The organism is Streptomyces thermocarboxydus (assembly GCF_024760485.1).
Taxonomy (GTDB): Bacteria; Actinomycetota; Actinomycetes; order Streptomycetales; family Streptomycetaceae; genus Streptomyces; species Streptomyces cellulosae.
On record NZ_CP058273.1, the window covers coordinates 6131891 to 6153853 of the forward strand.

Genomic DNA, 21963 nt, shown 5'->3' on the forward strand with positions numbered 1-21963 from the left:
CGTGTTCCTCCGAGCAAGTCCATGCCTCCGAAGAGGCGTTCACGGTGAAACGTGCGTGACACTCTAGTAGGCTTGAAAGCGTCGTCAAATAAGCATTGGGGATGGGGTGTTGTCCGTGTGAGGGGTAGGTGTGCCGTACCCGACGGTCCTCAGAGGTGGCTAACCTGGCCGCAACACACACAAAGTGGTGGGGGAGAGAGTGTGAAGCAGTCCAACGAGCCGGTCGTCTCTCCGGTGGAAGATCTGCTGCAGGGCAAGATCGTCATTCCATCCATCCAGCGTGACTTCGTCTGGATGCGTACCGATGTACGTGACCTCTTCGACTCCCTCTACCGGGGCTACCCCGTGGGCGCGCTGCTCCTGTGGGAGACGAATCTGGAGGTGCCCTTCCGGACTGCTGCAGTCGTCCAGTCCGCCACGTCCCGCCGAAAACCGCTGTATCTTCTGGACGGGCAGCAGCGGCTCACCTCGCTCGCATGGGTCTACCGGCCCGAGTCGAAGGCTGACGGCCGTTTCATCGACCTCCGCTTCGACGTGCGGACCGAGGAGTTCGTCAACCCGAGCGCGGTGCAGCGCAAGGACCCGCTCCTGATCCCCGTTTCCACGATCTTGCAAGAGGGCGTCCAGTTCTACGAACTCCTCATGGACGCCGGCGTCGAAATGGGGCATCCCGATTTCCGGGAGTGGACCAAGCGGCTTCAGCGGGTCAACGACATCCGCAAACAGCAGATCGTGGTGATCACCTACAGCTCCGACGACTACGAGGAGGTCGCCGAGGTCTTCGCACGTCTCAACAAGGGCGGGCGTCGGCTGTCCAAGGGTGACCTCGTCTACAGCGCGATCGCCGCCCGATGGGCGGAGGGTCTGCAGACGATGGACGCCTTCCACGACGAGCTGAGGGACGTCGGTTTTGGACTCGACCGGGAGGCGGTCCTGCGTCTCATGAGTCTGCTCGCGGGGACAACAGCCCGCCACATCAAGCTGATCGGTTCCACCATGGACGGGGCCGCTCTCAAGGAGGCGTGGCAGGCCACGGAAACAGCCTTGCGTCTCGCCGTCGACATCACCGTCAGGGGAAGCTGCAGCCCGAGGAGGTCGGACTGCTGCGCCGGTGGGTCTACACCGCGATGGCCTTCAGCCATTACTCCCTTCAGGTGGAAGGGAAGCTCGACGCCGAAGCACGGTTGGTCAAGGAGCGGACGGGGGAGCACCTGTTCACCGAGCTCATCCGCCGTGCCTTCGGTCCGCGTTCCGTGGACAGCCCGATCCACCCGCGGGACCTGGAGCAGAAGTACTCGACTCATCCTTTCTTCCGTCTCCTCTACATTGCCGCACTCGAGATGAGGGCCAAGGACTGGGCGACCAATACCGCGATCAATGATCGGCCGGTCAACTCCCGTGCCAAGATCGAGTTCCACCACGTCTTTCCTCAGGCGCGCGTCCAGTCGACGTTTCCCAAGGAAGAGTGGAACAGTCTGGCCAACCTCGCCTTTGTGACGGGCCACACCAACAAGGTGATCTCCTCCAAGCTGCCTGTGGAGTACATGGCCGGGATCGCGCCGGAGCGGCTGGCCGAGCAGTGGATTCCCGACGACCCGGGACTGCGGTCCCTGGACCGCTTCCCGGAATTCCTGGCCGCCCGAAGGCATCTTATGGCCAACGCCCTCAACCGGTTGCTGGGTCTGCCCGACTACACCAGCCAGACCGTCCGCCAGGAGACCGACGAGCCGCCGGCCGACGAGGAAGTGATCGCGGAGGAAACGAACACGCTGACGCCGGGGCCGAGCTGATGCCGCAGGCTTGAGCTGTGTGCACCTGTCACCGGCTCCTTGCGAATGCTGCCAGCAGTCGACGACAGTCACAGGCATGATTGAGCTGAGCTGCCCCTCCTCAATGCGAACAGCTGGCCTCAGGCCCGTGGTGCGAGTGACGAACTGGTCAGGCGTAAGGGTCGTTCACCAACCGTGCGCGCCGATCAACCGCCGTCGAGTTCCCGGCGGAGCATGGTCAGGACCTCGGCGACCTCGGCGGCCACCTCGTGGTGCGGGCCGTGGACGAGCACGACATCCTCGTACAGCGCCTCCAGGCAGGCTCGGGCCTCAAGCGGATCGCCCTGGCTCAGCAGCAGCATGCCGATGTCACGGCGCAGCTCCACGGCCGCGTCGCTGACGTCGCTCTCCACGGCCCGCTCCACCTCCAGGACCGCCCGCAACTCCGCCAGCGCCTCCGTCGCCTGGCCGAGTTCGCCGCGGCAGCGGGCGGCCTGGGCGCGGCAGTCGCGGGCGGCCTCGTCGGTCGGCCCGTTGATGCGGCCGTACGCCTCGGCGAGCGTCTCGAACTCGGGCAGCGCCGCCCGGTGGTCACCCGCCAGCTGCCTGCTGTACGCGCGGCGTCGGCGCAGCCGCAGAACAGCCTTGTTCTCGGCGCCCAGGGCGCGCGCCAGCGGCTCGATCATCTCGCCCGCGACCTCGGCGGCCTGCGTGTAGCGCTCCTCCTCCATGAGGGCGATGTAGTGCTCGTCGACCTCCCGCAACTGCGCCCGCAGCAACTCCCGTTCCGGAGGTGACACCACATGCTCGGCGACCTGGTCGGCAGCCGCCGAGCCCGGGGCGACCCGCGGCCGGTTCTCGGCCCGGGCCCGGGGCGCGTAGGGGCGGCGGTAGAGCCCGGTCGGGTCCGGCGCACCAGGCGGCCCGGCCTCTCCGAGGGCGGAGGACTCACCGGGTGCGGGCAGGAACGGCATGAGCCGCTCGTACACCTCCTGCACGTCAACCGGCCGGCTCTCCGGCGTCTTGCGCAGCAAATGCAGCACCAGCGCCTCCAGTTCCTCCGGTACGTCCGCCCGCAGCCGCCGCAGCGGGGTGGGCGCGGCCCGGACGTGCTGGTCCATCAGCTCGAAGTCACCGGGCGCACTGAACAGTGCCCTGCCGCAGAGGAGTTCGTGCAGCACGCAGCCGAGGGCGTAGAGGTCGGTGCGCGGAGTGACCCGAGTGCCGCGCACCTGCTCGGGCGCCATGTACTGGTGCGTGCCGATCGGCCGGCCGGAGGCCGTCAGCCGGGTGACGTCGGTCTGAAGCATCGCCGCGACCCCGAAGTCGAGGATCTTCACCGTGCCGTCCCGCGCCACCAGGATGTTCGACGGCTTGAGGTCGCGGTGCACCACCGGCACGTCGTGCGCGTACGACAGCACGGTGGCGACCTGTGCCGCCACCGCCACCGCCCAGCTGACCGGCAGGGGCCGCTCCTCGTGCACGTACCGGGTGAGGGTGACGCCCTCCACCAGCTCCATGACAAGGAACAGGTGCTCGTGGGTGCTGTCGAGGACCGCGTCGTACACCTGCGGCACGCCCGGGTGCTGGATGCGCGCCGTGATCCGCGCCTCGCGGCGGAAGCGCCGCTCCAGCTCCTCGGCCAGCTGCGGCGTGGCGGCGACGGCCTGCGGCCGGATCCGCTTCACGGCGACGGGCCGGTCCAGCACCGCGTCGTACCCCCGCCACACGTCACCCATACCGCCGTTGCCGAGCCGCTCCAGTAGCTCGTAGCGGCCCGCGATCGGTCTGTCCGGCACCTGTCCCCGCCCCGCGTCCTGCACTCGCGCTCGCCCGTTCCCCCGAGCCCATCGGTACGCGGTCAGTTTCTCTGTAAAACGATCTGTGCGTCCAGCCGCGTCCTACGAGGGCGCGACGGAGGGGCCGTATCGGGCCACCGGGGCCACGGTTGCCGAGGTGGCCACCGTGTACTCGGCCCAGACCGTCTTGCCTGGACCGTCCGGGCGCGGTACGCAGCCCCAGCTGTCGGCGAGGGCCTCGACTAGGTGTTCTGTCCGGGGAGGTTGTGAACGGTGAGACAGGTCTCGGCCGAGGGATCTTGAACGGGTGAGGGCCTTCCGGTTCGGTGTGGATTGCGACGTCTACACCAACCAGAAAGGCCCTCGTGCCCCACCGTAATGCACCCCTGACCGAGACCGGACGGCTGCGCCTGGCCCGTTGCGTGGTCGAGGACGGCTGGCCCCTGCGCCGGGCCGCCGAACGCTTCCAGGTCTCGCCCACCACCGCCCAGCGGTGGGCCGACCGCTACCGCCGCCTGGGGGAAGCCGGCATGGCCGACCGCTCCAGCCGCCCACGCACGAGCCCGGGCCGCACTCCCACCCGTACCGAGCGGCGGATCATCAAGGTCCGTCTGCTGCGCCGGTGGGGACCGGCCCGCATCGCGCACTTCCTGCACCTGGTGCCCTCGACCGTGCACCGCGTGCTCACCCGCTACCGCCTGGCCCGCCTGTCTCATCTCGACCGGACCACCGGCCGCGTGGTGCGCCGCTACGAACGCGCCAGGCCCGGCGAACTCGTCCACGTCGACATCAAGAAACTGGGCAACATCCCCGACGGCGGCGGACACAAGGTCCATGGCAGGGCTCAGGGCAGCCGCAACAGCTCCGCGCACCGCGACCCCGCCCGGCCCCGCGCCGTCCACGGCCGTCCCAACCTCGGCTACAGCTACCTGCACACCGCCGTCGACGACCACTCCCGCCTCGCCTACAGCGAGATCCACGCGGACGAGAAGAAGGAGACCGCCACCGCCTTCTGGCAGCGGGCCCACACCTTCTTCACCCAGGCCGGGATCTCCGTCGAACGGGTACTGACCGACAACGGCTCCTGCTACCGCTCACGCGACTGGCGCGATGCCCTGGCAGCGACCGGGATCGCCCACAAGCGAACCCGGCCCTACCGGCCCCAGACGAACGGCAAGGTCGAACGCTTCAACCGCACCCTGCTGGACGAGTGGGCCTACGCACGCCCCTACCGGTCAGAAGCCGAGCGCCGCCAAGCGTTCCCGCAATGGCTGCACACCTACAATCACCACCGCGGACACACCGCGCTGAAAGGGCAACCACCCGCCAGCCGCGTCCCCAACCTCACAGGGCAATACAACTAGGAAGAGACCGCGTCCGCCGGTACGGGCGGAGTCGGCGGCCGGTTCGCCGGCGCGGGCCGCGGGGGTGGCAGAGGGCTCCGGGAGCCTGTCACCCCGGGTGTCGGTGACCTCCACGCGGATGGTGAGCGTCGCGGCATCGGACGCGGAGAGGGCGAGGAGGTGGACGCGGAAGCCCCGGCCGGTCACGTGGCCGTGGGTGACGGCGTTGGTGGCGAGTTCGGAGACGAGGAGGCTCAGCACGTCGTGGGCGTCGCTGCCGTAGGGGATGCCCCAGGTGTCCAGCCGTTCCCCGCATAGCCGGCGGGCCAGGCGCGCGCCCCGGGGCGTCGAGCTGAAGTGAAGCGTGAAGCAGGAGTGGACGGGGGTCGCCGGTGCGGGTTGTTCCGTTCGGTTCATGTACGCAGCGTTGCCGGGTGTGGCATACGGTGACCAGGGGTGACGCGCTGACGCGATGGGGAGTACCCGCGGGCGCGCACCGTGTACGGGACGGTACGGCCGGCCGCGTAACGGCGGAAGTGGGGTGAGCGGTGACGGGTGAGGGTGAGGTGCCGGAGCAGCGGCAGGCGGAGGACGAACCTGCGCGTGGCGTCATCGGAGCGTTCGGACGGCAGTTGAAGTTGCTGCGGACGCGGGCCGGGATGGAGCGGGCCGAACTCGGTAAGCGGGTCGGGTATTCGGCGGACACGATCGCCTCGTACGAGCAGGGACGGCGGGTGCCACAGCCTCGGTTCATCGATCAGGCGGACGAGGTGCTGGACGCGGGCGGGTTGCTGGTGGCCATGAAGGGGGAGGTGGGCCGGGCGCGGTATCCGGCTTTCTTTCGGGACATGGCACGGTTGGAGGAAGAGGCCGTTTCTCTCCATGTCTACGGAGCACTTGCAGTGCCCGGCCTGCTCCAGACCGAAGATTACGCACGCGCGGTCTTCGCCATGCGCAGGCCTCTCCTCGACGAGGCGACCGTTGAGCAGCGGGTGTCCGCTCGCTTGGCCCGACAGGAAATCCTCGACCGGAATCCGCTTCCGACACTGAGCTTCGTGATCGAGGAGGCGGTTATCCGCCGGCCGCTCGGCGGTGCGTCCACGCACAGAGGCCAACTTGAAGAGATCCTGCTCCACGGCCAACGAAGGAACGTGGAGATCCAGGTCATGCCCACTTCTGGCGGCGAACACTGCGGCCTCGGCGGCCCGTTCACCCTCATCGAGACCAGAGACGGGCAGCGCATGGCTTACGTTGAGGTCCAGCGGACCAGCCGCCTCTACAACGAGCGGGAAGAGGTGCGGGATGTCGAGGAGCAGTACGGCATCCTCAGGGCGCAAGCCCTGACTCCGCGTGAGTCGATGGCTTTCGTCGAGGGACTTCTGGGAGAGAAATGAACCACCAGGCAACTGAGCCCCACTGGTTCAAGAGCAGCTACAGCAGCGGGGAGGGAGGCGAATGCGTCGAGGTATGCCTCGCGCCTGACGCTGTGCAGGTCAGGGACTCGAAGCGGGCAACGGGCCCAGTGCTCAGTGTTGACGCCAATGCCTGGTCCGCCTTCGTAGAGCAGACCGCGCGCGGCTGAGCCGGGCAGTCGCATCCTGGGGCACGGGCACCGAGTGGATGCCCGTGCCCCAGGTGCGCTACCCCGTGCCTACTCTTGTTCGGCCTGCTCATCATGCAGTGCTCGTGCCAGATCAGAGAGGGTGGCGTTACCGTCCAACGTCCACCGTGCCGGTCCCTGCACGGCCACGGGTGCCTCCTGCCAGCCTGCGAGTTCGTACAGGTTCAGGACCAGCCGAGTCGGCGAGTAGGCCTTCCCGTCGACCGCCCACACGAGGCACCGCGTCCGATCGTTCACCCAGGTGGCTTCACCGCGTCGGGGGTCCTCCGCGAGCCAAGGGGTGAGCGCTTCGACCTCGGGCTTGTTCCACAGGCGTAGCCGGACTGCGGTGCCGTTCTTGATCCTTCCGCTGTCCACGAGAGTGGGCACAGCGTTGGGTCGGCGTGGCTTGCGTTTGCTCCCCTTGGTGGCCGTGTAGACCGCCGGCAGGTCGGGGATGACGCCTTCTCGTTGGGCGTCACGCAACACCAACTCCGCGAGTCGCTTGCAACGCCCGCCATCAGTGAGTGTTCCGCTGAGGAAGGAGGTGGGCCCGTACTCCGTGTCGATGTGGTGGATCAACCAGGACAGCACCCGATTGGTGAGCGCAGGCACTTCCTGCAGTACCGCGTCCCAGTCGTACTCCGGATCATCGATCCGATCCTGGTCGAGTAGCTGAAAGACCAGGTGGGTGATGAGTAGGTCACCGCGTTGGCTCACGTCGGCGGCGCGCTTCTGGAACCGCTTGCGTTCTTCATTGAGCGCGGTACCCACAGCGCGGTGCACAAGCACCGAACGCCAGATCTGGAAGGCACTGGGCCGCTCTCCGAAGAGGCGAGGATAGGCGCCTCTGCTGCCGCGCTCCCAGAGAAGGTCTGTGTCCCGCTTTGCCCGTACCGCGAGTTCGGTGTTCCGGTGCGCACAAGCAAGGGCGATGGCGGCGTGCACAACAGAGCAACCTTCGTCCGGTGCCGGGTCGGGCTCCCCACGCTTGAATACATACGACTTCTGCAGGGACAGCATGAAGTCTTCACGGATCATCGCCTGCACTTCGTCCAAGGCGATGAAGTCCCGCTGCTCCACGTGATTTTGTGTGTTGGTTGTCTCGGTGATGCGCTGCGGGAGAGCCGGCATGCGCTTGTCAATGACGATCACCTTGACCGTTACCTCGGCGTCTTCCACGGTTTCGGGGGACGCCTCCATGGCGCGATGTGCTGCCGCGACGGTCTGTGCGCCATTCACGACGCTGACTCCTGAGATGCGCAGATGCACTGGCTCATCCGGGCGGCGGCGTCCCGGCCACTCCTCGTCGAGTCGGTCGCACAGCACTGTCACGCCGTTGTTGAAGAGCCAGAAGTTCTCCGGCTCATCCGCCAGAGTGCTCAGCATGCCTGAATTGACTCGGGTGGTACCGAGCGCCTGGCGCAAGTTCTGCTCGTACAGACGGTTTCCGTGCGCCAGGTACCACTCGGCAAGGTTGCTGGCCGGAACCGTGCCCTGATAAGCGGTGAGCGGCGTGTTCCGTCGAAGCCAGTTCGTCATACGCACGGTTACCTGAACCGGTTCGGGCGCGAGATCCTCACGGATCTGTCGAAGGATGTCTGCAGCGTGGACCACGCGGTAGTCGAGGACCGGTCCAAGTCCGTTGAACTCGTTCCGAGCGTCTTCCAGGATGTGGGTGGTTTCCTTACTGAGTGTTCCCACACCCATGACAGCGATGACCAGGGTCACTTTCAGCCGCGCATCGTGCATCGCTGCGTTGACACGAGCGGCGATCGGCTCCAGGCGGTCGTTGAAGCGGTCGAAACTTCGCTGCTCGATGAGACGGAGACCAGCGACGAGTTTGTGTGCCGCGTTGGTGTCGAGCTTTCCCTTGCCCTCGTCACTCCACTTGGCCTGAACGAGCCAGACCTCCTGCGTGCCCTCGGTGACTGCCACGCCGTCGATGCCTTGGTCATCTTCGCCGTCGATGACAGCAGCGCCGGCGGCCTTGTAATCACAGCCAGTCACTTCGCGTACAGCGGCCGCAGTTAATGCGCGGGACAGGAACCGCTGTTCATAGCCATTTTGGTCGTACCCCTTGAGGTCCTCGTCATAGATGAGTCCCTTGTACTGCTGCAGAAGCGCAGTGCGGATCTGGTGGATACGGATAGGCGCCGTCGCGGCCTTGCGTTCTGTCTCATCCAACTTAGCTTTGCCCCCAATACCTTGCGCCGCGTCCCCTTGACGCAGTGTAGCGTTGATTTCTCGCGGTTATCGGCCGACGGATTCGGCGGATGCTTCATGTGCTGTCGGTCTGGCGTGGGCACTTCATGCCCGACAAGCGCCTGGGGCACCGCAGGCGGGTGCCGGTGCCCCAGGCGCTGTCAGAAGTCGTCCAGACCCTCTTCCCGGCGGATCATCCGCCAGGCCGCGCGGCGAGCGCTCCGGTCGAGGTTGGACTTGAAGTCCCGGTCCGTCCCGAAGTACCGCTTGCCGAGGGTGTCGATCGTGGAGACATGATCCATCATGTTCTCCTCGAACTTCTTGTCGAAGACGACGCCGAAGTTCTCCTCGTCGTTGACGAGGGCGGCGGCCCGCACCTTCGGGTCCTTCTTCGTGGCAATGAAGGCCGGGAGGACGTCCTCCTCGTTGAACTCCGTGCCGAACTTCGCGTTGAACTTCTCGATCAGTTCGGACAGCAGCGACTTCTCCGCGTCCTTACCGCCGCCGACCCCGTCACCGAACCCCTTGAGTTCGGCGGGGCCGTCCGGGACGAGGGACTTGTCGTGCTCGCCGGTCTTCTCGACGCGCAGGTGGCTGAGATCGACCTCGCCTATGTCGACGCCACCGTCCGCAAGGCGGGGGAGTCGGTTGAGCAGGTAACGCCCGTACAGGTACAGCCGCTCCAGATCGGCGTCCTGGTAAGGGACGATCTGCGCCAGGAAACCGTACTTGCGGACGTAGTCGTTGAGGTGGGCCCGGAACTCCTCGGCCGTCTCGACGTCGTCCTCCTCCTCGCTCTCCAGCAGGGCGCTGAAGCGGGTGACGGCGGGGGAAAGGAGCCGGTAGAGCTCGGCGTGCAGCTTCTCCCACTTGGACTGCGACCCGCCGGCCATCTCCTGCGCCTCGAAGTACGCGGTGACGAACTGGTCCATGTCCTGCTCCGAGATGATCGGCGCGGACATGACGCGGCTCTGGGCCGTGTAGAGGAGGTTCGGGTCGGAGGGCAGGGTGTGCGCCTCCTCGAAGTACGGGCGGAACGCGTCCTGAATGTCCTCGGCCTCGTTGACGAAGTCCAGGACGGCCAGGTCGGCCTGCGACTTGCGGTCAGCGGTGCGGTTGAGACGCGAGAGCGTCTGCACGGCGGCGATGCCGGTCAGCGTCTTGTTGACGTACATCGTCGTGAGGAGCGGCTGATCGAAGCCGGTCTGGTACTTCTCGGCGACGACGAGAATCCGGTACTCCTGCTGGCCACGGCCGCCTGCCCTCGCGGCCTTGTCGTCGGCGCGGGTGTAGGCGAACGCCTTCGGCAGCCCGCTCTCCGGCAGACCGCCGTTCTCCTTGCTCTCGGTGGTCTCATCGTCGTCGATGGTGAGAGACCCGGAGAAGGCGACCAGAACGCCGAGGTCCGGGTACTTCGTGTCGTACTCGCGGTCCGCGATGTAGCTCTTGATGGCGCGTGCCATCTGTACAGCTGAGTGACGGGATGCCGTGACGACCATGGCCTTGGCCCGGCCGCCGAGCCGGCCGCGGGTGTGGGCGACGAAATGCTCGACAATCACCTGGGCGTGCTGGGACACCGTGTGCTCGTGCATGAGCGCGAACCGGGCGAGCAGGCTGTTCGCCTTGGAGGGGTCGACCTCCTTCTCGTCGCGGTTGAGGTTCGCGAGCTTCCAGTAGGTGTTGTACGTGACGTAGTTACGCAGGGGGTCGAGGATGAAGCCTTCCTCGATGGCCTGACGCATAGAGTAGGTGTGGAAGGGGCGGTAGACGGTCTTGCCGTTCTCCACGCTTTCAGAGCCGAAGAGTTCGAGCGTCTTGGCCTTCGGGGTGGCGGTAAAGGCGAAGTAGGAGAGGTTGGCGGCGTGCGAGCGCTCGACCGCCTTCGCCTTGAGCTTGTCCTCCACGGCGACCGTGGTCGCGCCCTCGTCGTCCGAGTCGGCATCCAGGCCCAGGTCCCGCAGGGCCGACTTCACGGCGGTGGCCGCGTCGCCGGACTGGGAGGAGTGCGCCTCGTCGACGATGATCGCGAAGCGGGTGCCCTTGATCTCGGTGGGGTTGCGCTTGATGTAGTCCAGCAGCGCCGGGAACGAGTGCAGGGTGACGGTGACGATCTTGCCGGCGTCCCGGGAGAGGGCACGGGCCAGTTGCTCGCTCTTCGCCCCGTGCCTCTCGTCGATCTTCACGACCAGGCCGTCGGTCTGCGAGAAGCTGCCGACGGTCGCCGAGAGCTGGGCGTCCAGGGCGCGGCGGTCGGTGATGACGATGACCTTGTCGAAGACGGGCTCGCCGGGCTTGATACGGCCGTCGGCGAGGGCGTCGGGCCGGAGGACGGCGGGGTCCTGGCGGGCGTGCAGGTCACTGAGGCGGTGGGCCAGCCAGCCAATGGTGTTCGACTTGCCCGAGCCGGCCGAGGCCATGATCAGGTAGTTCTGGCCGGCGCCGTGGACGGACGCGTGCGCGGTGAGCTTACGGACCACGTCCCACTGGTGGAAGCGGGGGAAGATCGTCGACTTGGTGGTGCCGCCGCCGGGCGTCTTCTCCTTCTGCTGGTGCACGAACCGCTGAAGGAGGTCCAGCCAGTTGTCCCGCTGCCAGACCTCTTCCCAGAGGTACGACGTGGCGTACTTGCCGTGCGCGGTCGGGGCCGGGTTGCCGGCGCCGCCGGGCTGACCGGGGCCGTTCGAACCCGTGTTGAACGGCAGGAAGCGGGTGCTCTTGCCGCGGAGCTGCGTGGTGACGAAGACCAGGTCCGGGTCCACGGCGAAGTTGGCGATGACGCGGCGCGTGAAGATCAGCTCGGTCGAGTCGCGGTCGGTCCGGTACTGCTCCTTGGCCTGCTCGACGCCCTGCCCGGTCAGCGGGTTCTTCAGCTCGGCCGTGGCGACGGGGATGCCGTTGAGGAATAGGGTCAGGTCGAGGCGGTGGCCCCAGTCGGCCTGCTTGGTGGCGTAGGGGAGTTCCCGGACGACGGTGAGACGGTTGGCCCGGTAGCCGTCGAGGACGGACGGGGCAGAGATGAGGTTGGGCTTGAAGTAGGCGACGCGGAACCGGACTCCACGGTCCTTCACGCCGTTACGGAGGACGTGGAGCAGCCCGTCGTCGGCGATGGCCCGGTCGAGCCGCTGTGCGAAACCGCGCTGTGCCTCGTTGGGGTTGCCGCCGTAGACGGTGAGGAGTTCCTCCCACTCGTCGGGCTGGGTCGCCCCGATGAAGGTGAACAGCTCGTTGGTGTCCAGGCCAAGGTCGGCTTGGTAGTCCTCGGGGTTCGCTTCCCGCCAACCGCGCTCGCAGAGGGCGGCGACGATGGCGGAACCGAAGGACGACTCGTCGTGCACGGGGCTCATACGGTGACTCCTTCGGTGATGTTGCGGCCACTGGCGGTGGTCACGTCGAACTGGCCGGTTACGGCTGCGGTGATGAGGGCTTGGCGGCGTTCGCGAAGCAGCTCCAACTGCTTCCGCATGGTGTTGGTGGCGCGTACAAGCCAATCGTGCGCCCGGTCCAGACGCTCGGCCATCGCATCCTGCTGTTCAAGCGTCAGATGCGGGAGGCGAAGGGAAAGTAGGTTTCCCTCGTTCAGGCTCGGCATCGTTGTTGCCAGTGACTTCGCTAGGAGCTGTGATCTGATGTATTGAGAGCGCAGGACGTAGTCCAGGAAGTGCGGAAGAACCTTGCCGCCTGGATGCAGAGCAATGCAGTCGCTCCCACAAACCCATCCATCCTGCGATTCCTGGACCAGTGCGGCTCTGCCAAGATCTCCCTTGCGGCCGACGACGAGGTCTCCTGCACGCAAACGATGCCGCGCCAAGCGAGCCGCAGTCTCTGGAGGCACCGCATGGTGGAGGTCCGGTGTGATACTTCCATTCCTAATGTGCAGCGGGTTCACCATGGGCACCCCGCCTTCTTGATACTGCGATGCGTTGAAGACTGTGCCGAATGGGCCGGTTGTTACTTTGACTCCCAGTCTGCGTAGTTCCACTTCCGGTGCGCGTGACTGGATGAGTTCCTGATAGATGGTGGCTTCCCATCGCTCCTTGACTAGAGCGATGTGACGCTCTCGAGCGTCGAGAAGGCCGTCGATGCGGGCGGTCTCAGCGTCGAGGAAGTCGGCGATGCGGCGCTGCTCATCAAGCGGTGGCAGGGGAACTGGCGCGTCGCCGAGTCGCTCTCGGTTGAGCTCGATCTGGTTTGTTGCCCCAACCACGAGGGCCGTGTACGTGTACTCCTGGAACAGGCTCGAACTGAGCCAGTAATAGGAGAAGCGAGCATGCAACTGGTCGGGCTTTGCCCTCGCGATCGTGACATGGCTGTCCGCCATGCATGGGAGCCCGTCCGGCGAATCAGTGAAGTATCCGACGCGACCCAGGGTGCCTGTGCCCGTGGAGTTGATGAGCACGTCGTTCGGGCACAGGTATCCCTTGAGGCTCTTAGGGTTGCCGCTGAAGTTATGGAAGCGAGCACGCGACCAGTCGAGACCGCTAGCTTGGTTCGAGGCCTGACTGATGACTCTTACGGGGCCAGCATCAACGTAGGTAGGAGCAGAGCCACGCTTCAACGTTGATGTCACGTGCTTCAGTGGAGCGGAGGACCAGGAGTTCGGGAGGGTGAAACCCAGTACAGAGCTCATTCCGTGACCTCCCGCAGCAACCCCTGGATCTCAGCCTCTAGCGCCTTCAGCTCGCTGTCGATCTCTGCCAACGGTCGAGGCGGCTTATGAACATAAAAATGCCGCGTGAACGGAATCTCGTACCCGATCTTCGTCTTGCTGTGGTCGATCCACGCATCCGGCACATGCGGGTGCACCTTCCGCCCCAGGTACTCCTCGACGTCCTCGCCCAGCGGCACGTTCTCGTAGTCCCGCAGCTCAGCGTCCGGCTCAGGCTGCCCCTTGACGCGCTGCACCTCGCCCTCCGGGTCCCGAACCCCGACGACCTCCCGCAGCGCCTTGTTGAACGGCGCTCCAGTCGGCCACGTCCCGCCGGCCTGGACCACCGCGTCCTTCAGCGCGAGCCAGGCCTCCTGCTTCGTACCCCAGCTCGTGCCCATCAGGGACTTGAAGGCGTCCGCCAGGACCGCAGCCTGCGGAAGCTTCTGGATCGGCTTGGACACCTCCAGCGCCGCCAGCGTCCCCTCCGTCACCTCGAACCGCAGCTTCAGCGGGCGCTCGACCGTGATCCGCTGATACCCGAAGTCCTCGTTCCGGAAGACCTTCACCTTGCCGTGCAACGGGTGCTCCGCGTCGCCCGCCACCGCCAGCGCCTCGCCGTACAGCTTGACCACCGTGGCGATGTGTTCCTTGCCCAGCTGCTTGCGCTTGTCGCCGAGCGACTTCCGCATCTTCTGCCACTGGTCGCGGGCGTCCAACAGCACGACCTTGCCCTTGTGGTCCGGGCTCTTCCGGTTCGTCAGGATCCAGAAGTACGTGGAGATGCCGGTGTTGTAGAAGAGCTGGTCCGGCAGGGCGACGATGCCCTCCAGCCAGTCGTTCTCCAGGATCCAGCGGCGGATCTCCGACTCGCCCGAGCCAGCCGCGCCGGTGAAGAGCGGCGAGCCGTTGAAGACGATCGCCAGGCGCGAGCCGCCCCCGCCGTCCACGTCCACCGGCTTCATCTTCGAGATCATGTGCTGGAGGAACAGCAGCGAGCCGTCGTTGATGCGCGGCAGGCCCGCGCCGAAGCGGCCGGCCTCGCCGAGCGTCCTGTGCTCGCGTTCGACCTCGTCCTTGACCTTCTTCCACTCCACGCCGAACGGCGGATTCGCCAGCATGTAGTCGAAGGTCTTACGGGCGTGGCCGTCGTCGGAGAAGGAGTTGCCGAAGGCGATGTTCTCGGGGTCCTGCCCCTTGATCATGAGGTCGGACCGGCAGATCGCCCACGACTCGGGGTTGAGCTCCTGCCCGTACACCTCCACCGTGGCGTCCGGGTTCAGCTCCGTGATCAGGTCGTCCATCGCGGAGAGCATGCCGCCTGTGCCGCAGGCCGGGTCTAGGACCGTGCGCACCGCGCCCGGAAGCTGGAGCGCATCGCCGTCCGGGGCGACGAGCAGCCGCACCATGAGCTGGATGACCTCGCGCGGGGTGAAGTGCTCACCGGCCGTCTCGTTGGACTGCTCCGCGAAGCGGCGGATCAGCTCCTCGAAGATGTAGCCCATGTTGTGGTTGGGCACGACCTCGGGACGCAGGTCCAGGTCGGTGAACTTGCCGATGACCTGGTAGAGCAGCCCCGCGCTGTCCAGCCGCTTGATCTGCTGGGCGAACTCGAAGCGGTCGAGGACACCGCGGGCGTTGTCGGAGAACGCGCCGACGTACACCGCGAGGTTCTTCGCCGCGTTCTGCGGGTCCGCCGCGATCTTCTTCAGGGTCAGGTTCGACCGGTTGTAGAAGGAGTGGCCCGAGGCCCGGCGCAGGAAGCGGTCCGGGTCGATGTCGCCGTCCTTGTACTGCTCCGCGATCTCGGCGACCTTCTCGCGGGTCGGTTCCAGCACACACTCCAGTCGCCGCAGCACCGTGAACGGCAGGATGACCTTGCCGTAGTCGGACTGCTTGTAGTCCCCCCGCAGGAGGTCGGCGACGGACCACGCGTGGTTCGCCAACTCCGTGTGCTTGCTGCTGTTCAAGACTTCTTCCGTTTCCCTTCCGGGGCTCATACGGATGACTGTGCGTGCGGGGGAGGGATGGTGTGTCCTCGTCCGTCCGCATCTGGTGTGGGGATGGTGCCGGAGCCTAGGTCGGCCGCGGCACCAGTTGCCCGCCCGTGAGCCCCCCGCTCACGAGCCGTGCCGTCTCCTCGGCCAAGTCCTCTGTGCGCCGCGCCTGTTCACGCAACGCCTCCACGTGCCGGAAGGCCTCGCCGTACCGGCGCTGCTCCTCCAGGGGTAGCAACGGTACGCGCAGTCGGCCCGGCGTGAGGTGGAGTGTGGAACTGCCGGTCGAGGCACCGGCCAGGTTGGCCTCGGCGCTGAGGAAGCCGAGGAGGAACCAGGGATCGAGCCGTGCCGGGTCCGGGCGGAACAGGTGGACGCCCGCCCCCAGCAGGGCGCCTGCCTCCGCCTCGCCCGCGACCCGGGCCACAGGACCCGTGCCGCCGACCAGGTTGCGGACCAGGACGTCGCCCTTGGCGATCTCCGGCATCTGCTCGGCCTGCACGTCCAATGCCTGCCCGGTCGGTTCGCATCCACTGGCGATGTCACGGCCTGTCAGGACCGGGCGACGGTCCACGCCGTCGGCTCCCGCCTCCGTGTGCCCCGCCTCGGCGCCCGCTGCCCGCGGTGAGACCGGAACCGCGCGCAGCACCTTCAGCGCCCCGCCTCGGGCCAGGTCCGACACCGTGGCCGTGCGCCAGTCGCGGGCCGAAGCCCCCGCCGCGTCCCACGCCGCCGTGCCGGCCAGCTCGGCCACCGTCCGCACCGCCGCCGCCAACCCCTCGCGGGCCGACGTGGCCTCGCGGGCCAGTTCCTGCGGGTCGATGTCGGCCTGGGAGGCCCGGACCTGACGCGCGGGCGTCACGTCGACCACCTCGTCGAGCAGGTCGACCACGCTCACCGCCCGCGCCACACCGGCCTGCGCCTCGAACCCGTCCGGGTCCTCGGCGTACGCCGTCCACGCGGAGAGGATCTGCTCCGTCACCCGTGCCCAGTCCACCGAACTCGAACGGGTACCGCTGCGTCCTGGCGCCGACGGCTCGTCGACCGTGTCGACGAAGAGGACCGTCTGGTACGTCGGCCGTGTCGGCTCCGGGCGTTGCAGTATCCACACCTGTAGGCCGATGTGGAGCGGGATCGCCGCTCCCGGCGGCAGGGCCGCCACGGCGCGCAGTGCTCCGCTGCGGATCAGTTCGGCGCGGATGCGGCGGCCGGAGGAACGGGACGCTGTCGCCGGCGGGAGGAGCAGCACGGCGTGGCCGCCCGGTTCGAGGTGCGCCAACGCGTGCTGCACCCAAGCCAGTTCGGACTCGGCGCGGGGCGGGAAACCGTAGGCCCAGCGGGAGTCGTAGGCCAGGTCGTCGTGGCCCCAGTCCCGGTCGCCGTAGGGCGGGTTGCACAGCACGGCATCGACGGTGAGGTCGGGGAAGGCATCGGCGCGCAGGCTGTCGCCCGACCGCACGGTGACGTCCGCGCTCTCCCCGGCCGTCAGGAGCAGGTCGACCGCGGCACGCCGTGCCTGGACAGGCAGGCTGTCCTGCCCGTACAGCTCACGTGCGCCGCGCGCCGCTGCGGCCGTCAGCAGGGTGCCGCTGCCGCAGGCGGGGTCGAGGACACGGGCCGGGGAGCCAGGGACCAGGCGGGCCAGCAGGTCGGCGAGCGGAGCCGGCGTGCGGTACGCGCCGCTCGCGGCGCTGTCCTCCAGTTCCCGCTCCGCCAGGACACCCAGCGTCGTCTGCGCGCCCTCGTCACGGACGCAGAGCAGCAGGGCGCGCAGGACGGTGGTGTCGGTGGCGGTGAACCGGACAGGCTCGGTGTCCGGAACCACGTCCGCCACCCCGGCCGCCGCGTCGTTCGCCTGCTTCACCAGGTCGTCGTCGGGCAGTGCGAGCAGACCGGCGAGGTCGTCGGCGGGACGGCGGGCCGCCGCGAGAACCAGCACGAGCAGGTCGGACACACCCGCACCCCCCTGTTCACGCAGACGCAGGGTCGTGCGCAGCTCCCCGCTGGGTGTGGCCGCCGTGTGCTGTCCGCGCGAGGCGAGCCAGGCGCGGACCTCCTCCAAGTCGTAGAGCGGACTGCTGTCCGTGCCGCCCGAAGGGGCGGGGAAGTCGTCGTGCCGGCGGCGCCAGTTGCTGACGGTGGCGCGCGTGACGCCCGCGATGCGGGAGATCTCGGCGGCTGTCACCTGGGCGGATGGTGCGGAGGGCTGCGGCATGAGTGGGTCCTGGGTCCGATGGTCGGCGTGGTCACACCATACAGCAGGCGTCAACCCATGCAAGCTGATGGACAGTGCTTTCATGCGTGTGCTTACATGGTTCTGCTTCCGTCGGTAGGCAGCACTCTACGGCGTGGGGCGACAGTTCCATGGCCACAGCCATGCCTCAACGCGCTCCGAGCACTCGGAGCACTCGGAGCACTCACAGCCCTCATCTGCCCGTCCCGCGCCGTCCGGCGGGTGGCCGGGGCCACGAGGGGTTCGAGGCGGGGCGACGGCCCATCGACCAACCCAGGGGGGACCCATGCGTCTGACCATGCCGACCGGTACGCCGGAAGGAATCCCGCTCACCGTCATGACGTTCCGCGAGGACGCGGTCATCGGCACCATGTCCCTCGCGGCGCTGGTGCGGCTCGTGCCGTCGCCGCGTCAGGAGGAGGACCCGCGCGCCCTGAAGACCGCGTCCGGGCACGACAGGCGTCGCGCCGAACTGCGCGCCACCGTGCAGCGGACGCTGAAGTCTCAGAAGGGCAAGAACATCCCGGACTACGCCGAGTACATCGCCGCCGGCGTCCTCGGCAAGCACGGCTCCGCCTGGTCCACGCCGCCGATCACGCTCTGGCACGCCGGCGAGGTCGCCGCGATGAGCGACGAGCTGGTCGCCGGATCCGGTCTGCGGACGCTGACCGTCGCCCCGGACGCCATGGTGATCGCCATCGACGGTGAGACCCAGACCACGGCCTGGCACGACATCTACCGGGACCCGGAGTCCTTCGGCCTCACCTACACCGAGCTCGGCCGACGGGTGCGCATCCCCTTCGAGCTCTACATCGGCATCTCCCCGGCCGACGCCCGCCAGATCTTCTACGACCGCAACGTCAAGGGCGTCGACGTCGCCAAGAACCTGGCCATGTCCATGGATCAGCGCGACCTGGCCACCCGCCTCGCCTACACGGTCGGCGAGAAGCTCGAGGTCGAGTCCGACGGGCAGCGGATGCCGTTCGCCAAGCTGGTCAACGCGGGCAAGCGGCAGCTCACCAAGACCGACAAGGAGGTGGTGACGCTGTCCGCGCTGCGGGCGCTGATCGTCACCACCGTCTTCGGTGCCAAGGGTGTGCAGTACTCGGCGGCCAACGTCAACGAGGGTGACCTGCCCTCCCACACCGACGCCGACGAGGTGACGACGGTGGTCGTCCGTCTCGTGTCCCGGCTGATCGAGGACCGATTCCCGGACTTCGCCCGGCGCAGCGCGATCACGGCCCCGGCCGTGATGGCGGGCCTGGGTGTCCTGCTGCACCGCGCGACCCCGTGGTGCGCCCCTCACGACGCGATGAGCTACGACACGGTGGAGCGCCTGCTGGCCGACGTCCGCTGGGAGCGCGAGCCCGTCTACTGGGACGGCGTCTGCGCCAGCGTCGGCGCCACCGGGCGTCTCAACTTCAGTGGCGGTGTGAAGGACTCCGCCGGCCGAGTCGCGGGCGCGCTCCTCGACCCGCACAGCGAACTGGGCCGCAAGGTCCGAGGCGTGCGCGGCTGAACACGCCCGTGTGTCATGGGCCGTTGACGTCGAGCCCTCGAACCCGCGCCGCGGCCCGCGTCCGGGTACGGCGACACCCCTCGCGTAACCGAGACCCCGAACAAGTGACCGGGGCGGCTTCGGCCCGGCCGACCTCCGCCCTGCCCATGCCAAAACGGCTCCCCATCCCATCGGCGAAGCCCGTCGCCACCGCCGACCGCATCTCCACTCACACAAGGAAGCACCTCATGAACCACCTCTCGCACACCTCCTGGACGCCCTCCTCCCGACAGGCGGCGCGGCTCACCGACACCACAGTGACGTTCCGCGCGCCGATCCTGGCCTTTGCGACCAGCCTGCGCCGGACTGTCCTGGTCGTGGCCGCGGCTGTCGTCGGCTGCTCCCTTACCGCCTGTTCCGCGAGCAGCGACAACAAGGCCGACAACGCGGCGCCGGCCGCCACGGTCAGCGCCTCGCAGGACGCGCCGAGCGCCGATGACGAGGCGGACACCCCCGTGGACGACTCCGACAGCGACACCATGACCGTCGCCCTCGACAAGACCGCCACGTGGAGGAACGGAGTCAAGGCGCACCTGAGCGGGTTCGCCCGGGGTACGTCGGGCGAGTTCGCGTTTCCGTCGGGCGAGGACTACCTGGCCTTCTCCGTCACCGTGCAGAACGACTCCAAGTCCACGCTCGACCTCAGCATGCTGAGCCTGTCCTGCACGGACGGCGCCGAGGAAGTCTTCGACACGGACGCGGGTTTCGACGGCACGCCGAGCACGCATCTGCTGCAGGGCAAGTCCCAGACCTGGAAGGTTGCCTGCGTCTTCCCCAAGTCGGCCAAGGACGCGCAGATCGAGGTCACCCCGTCCGATACCTCCGCCTCCGGCTGGTACCGCACGGCCATCTTCACCGGCCAGGTGCAGTAGCCAGGGCCATGTGCCGTCCTGTCCCGCGCCGTGCCGTCGCCGTATCCGTTCGGCGACGGCACCCCGGCGGCGGCCATCCCGATGGCCGGACCGCCGGGCTCGCTCACACACCCACCCGAACGCACACCCCGTGCGGCCTCCGCTCGCACCGGCCGCGACCTGTCTTGGGAGGATCACCGTGACGTTCACACCGCACACCGAGCTGATCCGTCGCCTTGCCGACGACTTCACCGCCCTGCAGGATGCCGTTCTCGCCCACATGAACGGAGTTAGTGCCCCCGAGACCGCCGCCGCCCTCGAGGACGCGGCCCTCGTCGGTCCCGTCACGGTCGTTCTTGCTCATGCCGACGTGCTCGCCCGCGCGTCCGTCCGGCAGGCGGAGCTGTCGTTGCAGCCTCCCGAGAGGCTGCGACGCCTGCGCGCGTACGCACGCAGAGTGCGACGCGCCCGGTCCCAGGCCGAGGCCCGGTACAAGAACGAACGGGCCCGTCAGGTCAGCCGCCGCTCCCGTCCGGTGGACCCCATGGAGCTCCGGGTGGCGCGGGCGGCCTTCAAGCCCGCCTTCGACGAGATCCTGCGCCAGGAACTCCGAGGGAGGGGGCTGCCGGACGGCACGCCTCAGGCACCGGAGGCGGACCTGGCCCGCTGGGCCTGGGAGCGGGAGACAGGAGCCGGTCAGCTTCCGGCGCCGGTGCGGGAGCTGTGTGACTGCGGCGACGAGGACTTCGTCCGTGCGCTCCTGCTCGATGCGCGCGAGGAAGAGAATCCGTACCTTCAGCACGACGCCGTGGTCGAGAGGTGGGCCCGTCACACCCGCACCGCCCTGGCGTGGGGCCGCTACGCGATCGGTCAGACCGAGCGGGAAGCGGTCGCCTGCGCTCCCGCCGCACGCCGCACTCGACTGGAGACGCTGGAAGACGCCTACCAGGACGCCGCGGTTCTCGCCGCCCGCTGCCGCGAAGCTCAGCTTCGGGCGACGGACCTTCACGAGCGCATGCAGGCTGTGCTGGCGAGGGGATCCGAAGGAAGGCTGATCGGCGAGTGCCTTGCCGAGGCCCTGACGCGTTTCGCCGACGTTCATCCTGAGGCGTGGCATCGGGTGAAGGACCTGATCACACGTCACCGGGCGGACTGCCCGAAGCAGGCCGACGGCTGCCCGCACTGCCACCGCGCTCTTGTCGCCGAGCTCGCCGACTCCCTGCCTACCGGCGCGGACGAAGGCGGCGACGCGGAATGCCCGGAGGAGGAGTTCGACGTCACGTACGGGGACCGCTACGCCTTGCTCGCAGACCTCCCCGAATCCGCCGTTGTGGCCGTCGCGGACGCCGCGGCCGGCGACGACTCCGCACTGTGCGGCTACGGCTGGGCCGCGGAGGACGGGGCGACCGGTCACGGAGACTCTCTGGCCTCGAGCAGTGGAGAGGCCGAAGTCATCGGCATCTGCACCGCCGCTCTCAGTCTCCTCGAACGTCATCCAGGCCAGCCCGTCGTCGTCCTGTGTGACAGCGTCGAGGCGGTCAAGGCGGTGGACGGCGTCCTGGCTTCGGGCGACACCGAGGCTGCTCGCCGCATCCTCGTCTTCCCCGAGAGCCGCGAGCTGATGGACCGCCTGGTGCGCCATCGCCACCGTATGCAGGTGCGCTGGCTGAAGGGGCACGTCGGGCAGGAGCTCAACGAGGCAGCGGACACTTTGGCGCGCTTCGCTTACCGCCGCGTGACCGGTCGTGTTCCCGCCGGCGCGGCTCGCAGGGAGGAGATGCGGCTCCTCCGCTCGCTCGGCCGGGGGGCCGACCTCCCGTCGGCAGCTGCGTGAGCGAATTTTCCTTGCGTACGCCAAACGTCGCAACTCGTTTGCCAATTAGGCAAATTCGAAAGGAGAGAGCAGTCGAATGGAACGCGGGTCGAACTCTCGAAACTTCATATGTGGCCGACGTCAGGCTTC

General features: G+C 67.8%; 14 protein-coding genes and 1 pseudogene. 8 read left to right on the forward strand and 7 right to left on the reverse strand.

Annotated elements, in window-relative coordinates; all coding sequences use genetic code 11:
• Nucleotides 1–201: 201 nt before the first annotated feature.
• Together AY578_RS28060 and AY578_RS28065 are read left to right on the forward strand one after the other, a co-directional pair.
• Entirely contained in the window at nt 202–1344 is a 1143-nt protein-coding gene (locus AY578_RS28060) for a DUF262 domain-containing protein (RefSeq protein WP_258905977.1), read from the forward strand.
• Nucleotides 1341–1790 (forward strand): hypothetical protein, encoded by a 450-nt coding sequence (locus AY578_RS28065; protein WP_258905979.1) that lies wholly within the window; start codon nt 1341–1343, stop codon nt 1788–1790. Before AY578_RS28060 ends, AY578_RS28065 begins: the two co-directional genes overlap by 4 nt.
• Nucleotides 1791–1975: 185 nt before the next feature.
• On the opposite strand, the gene AY578_RS28070 is transcribed toward AY578_RS28065, so the two are convergent.
• Nucleotides 1976–3568 carry a serine/threonine-protein kinase gene (locus AY578_RS28070; protein ID WP_258905981.1) on the reverse strand — a complete coding sequence of 531 codons (1593 nt, stop codon included), beginning with the start codon at nt 3566–3568 and terminating at the stop codon, nt 1976–1978.
• A 365-nt stretch (nt 3569–3933) separates the two neighbouring features.
• Between AY578_RS28070 and AY578_RS28075 the strand changes: the two genes are divergently transcribed.
• On the forward strand, nt 3934–4932 hold the full coding sequence (locus AY578_RS28075) for an IS481 family transposase (protein WP_037639777.1): 999 nt from the start codon (nt 3934–3936) through the stop codon (nt 4930–4932).
• A gap of 54 nt (nt 4933–4986) precedes the next feature.
• Here the strand turns inward: AY578_RS28075 and AY578_RS28080 are convergent.
• Nucleotides 4987–5328: pseudogene (locus tag AY578_RS28080) on the reverse strand (ATP-binding protein); the annotation flags it as partial.
• Between the two features lie 149 nt (nt 5329–5477).
• Here AY578_RS28080 and AY578_RS28085 point away from each other — a divergent pair.
• Both AY578_RS28085 and AY578_RS28090 read left to right on the forward strand, forming a co-directional pair.
• On the forward strand, nt 5478–6305 hold the full coding sequence (locus tag AY578_RS28085) for a helix-turn-helix domain-containing protein (RefSeq protein WP_258905984.1): 828 nt from the start codon (nt 5478–5480) through the stop codon (nt 6303–6305).
• Nucleotides 6302–6493, forward strand: coding sequence for a DUF397 domain-containing protein (locus AY578_RS28090; protein ID WP_258905985.1), 192 nt, complete (start codon nt 6302–6304; stop codon nt 6491–6493). Before AY578_RS28085 ends, AY578_RS28090 begins: the two co-directional genes overlap by 4 nt.
• A gap of 69 nt (nt 6494–6562) precedes the next feature.
• Here AY578_RS28090 and AY578_RS28095 read toward each other — a convergent pair whose 3' ends face one another.
• From AY578_RS28095 to AY578_RS28115, 5 genes are all read right to left on the reverse strand, one after another.
• A complete protein-coding gene (locus AY578_RS28095; RefSeq protein WP_258905987.1) occupies nt 6563–8698 on the reverse strand; it encodes an AIPR family protein in 2136 nt (711 codons plus the stop codon).
• Nucleotides 8699–8877: 179 nt separating this feature from the next.
• Nucleotides 8878–12060 carry a type I restriction endonuclease subunit R gene (locus AY578_RS28100; protein WP_258905991.1) on the reverse strand — a complete coding sequence of 1061 codons (3183 nt, stop codon included), beginning with the start codon at nt 12058–12060 and terminating at the stop codon, nt 8878–8880.
• Nucleotides 12057–13343 (reverse strand): restriction endonuclease subunit S, encoded by a 1287-nt coding sequence (locus tag AY578_RS28105; protein ID WP_258905993.1) that lies wholly within the window; start codon nt 13341–13343, stop codon nt 12057–12059. Before AY578_RS28105 ends, AY578_RS28100 begins: the two co-directional genes overlap by 4 nt.
• Entirely contained in the window at nt 13340–15331 is a 1992-nt protein-coding gene (locus AY578_RS28110) for a type I restriction-modification system subunit M (protein ID WP_258905994.1), read from the reverse strand. Before AY578_RS28110 ends, AY578_RS28105 begins: the two co-directional genes overlap by 4 nt.
• Nucleotides 15332–15437: 106 nt before the next feature.
• On the reverse strand, nt 15438–17573 hold the full coding sequence (locus AY578_RS28115; RefSeq protein WP_258905995.1) for an N-6 DNA methylase: 2136 nt from the start codon (nt 17571–17573) through the stop codon (nt 15438–15440).
• A gap of 304 nt (nt 17574–17877) precedes the next feature.
• Between AY578_RS28115 and AY578_RS28120 the strand changes: the two genes are divergently transcribed.
• From AY578_RS28120 to AY578_RS28130, 3 genes are all read left to right on the forward strand, one after another.
• Nucleotides 17878–19110 (forward strand): DNA sulfur modification protein DndB, encoded by a 1233-nt coding sequence (locus AY578_RS28120; protein ID WP_258905996.1) that lies wholly within the window; start codon nt 17878–17880, stop codon nt 19108–19110.
• Between the two features lie 227 nt (nt 19111–19337).
• Nucleotides 19338–20021 carry a DUF4352 domain-containing protein gene (locus tag AY578_RS28125; RefSeq protein WP_258905997.1) on the forward strand — a complete coding sequence of 228 codons (684 nt, stop codon included), beginning with the start codon at nt 19338–19340 and terminating at the stop codon, nt 20019–20021.
• A 178-nt stretch (nt 20022–20199) separates the two neighbouring features.
• Nucleotides 20200–21834 (forward strand): RNase H family protein, encoded by a 1635-nt coding sequence (locus AY578_RS28130; protein ID WP_258905998.1) that lies wholly within the window; start codon nt 20200–20202, stop codon nt 21832–21834.
• The last annotated feature ends 129 nt before the right edge of the window (nt 21835–21963 follow it).

Coding starts and splice junctions, on each gene's coding strand:
- AY578_RS28090 (WP_258905985.1), top strand. CDS start 6,302: ATGAACCACCAGGCAACTGAGCCCCACTGGTTCAAGAGCAGCTACAGC.
- AY578_RS28065 (WP_258905979.1), top strand. CDS start 1,341: ATGAGGGCCAAGGACTGGGCGACCAATACCGCGATCAATGATCGGCCG.
- AY578_RS28120 (WP_258905996.1), top strand. CDS start 17,878: ATGCGTCTGACCATGCCGACCGGTACGCCGGAAGGAATCCCGCTCACC.
- AY578_RS28100 (WP_258905991.1), bottom strand. CDS start 12,060: ATGAGCCCCGTGCACGACGAGTCGTCCTTCGGTTCCGCCATCGTCGCC.
- AY578_RS28125 (WP_258905997.1), top strand. CDS start 19,338: ATGAACCACCTCTCGCACACCTCCTGGACGCCCTCCTCCCGACAGGCG.
- AY578_RS28115 (WP_258905995.1), bottom strand. CDS start 17,573: ATGCCGCAGCCCTCCGCACCATCCGCCCAGGTGACAGCCGCCGAGATC.
- AY578_RS28105 (WP_258905993.1), bottom strand. CDS start 13,343: ATGAGCTCTGTACTGGGTTTCACCCTCCCGAACTCCTGGTCCTCCGCT.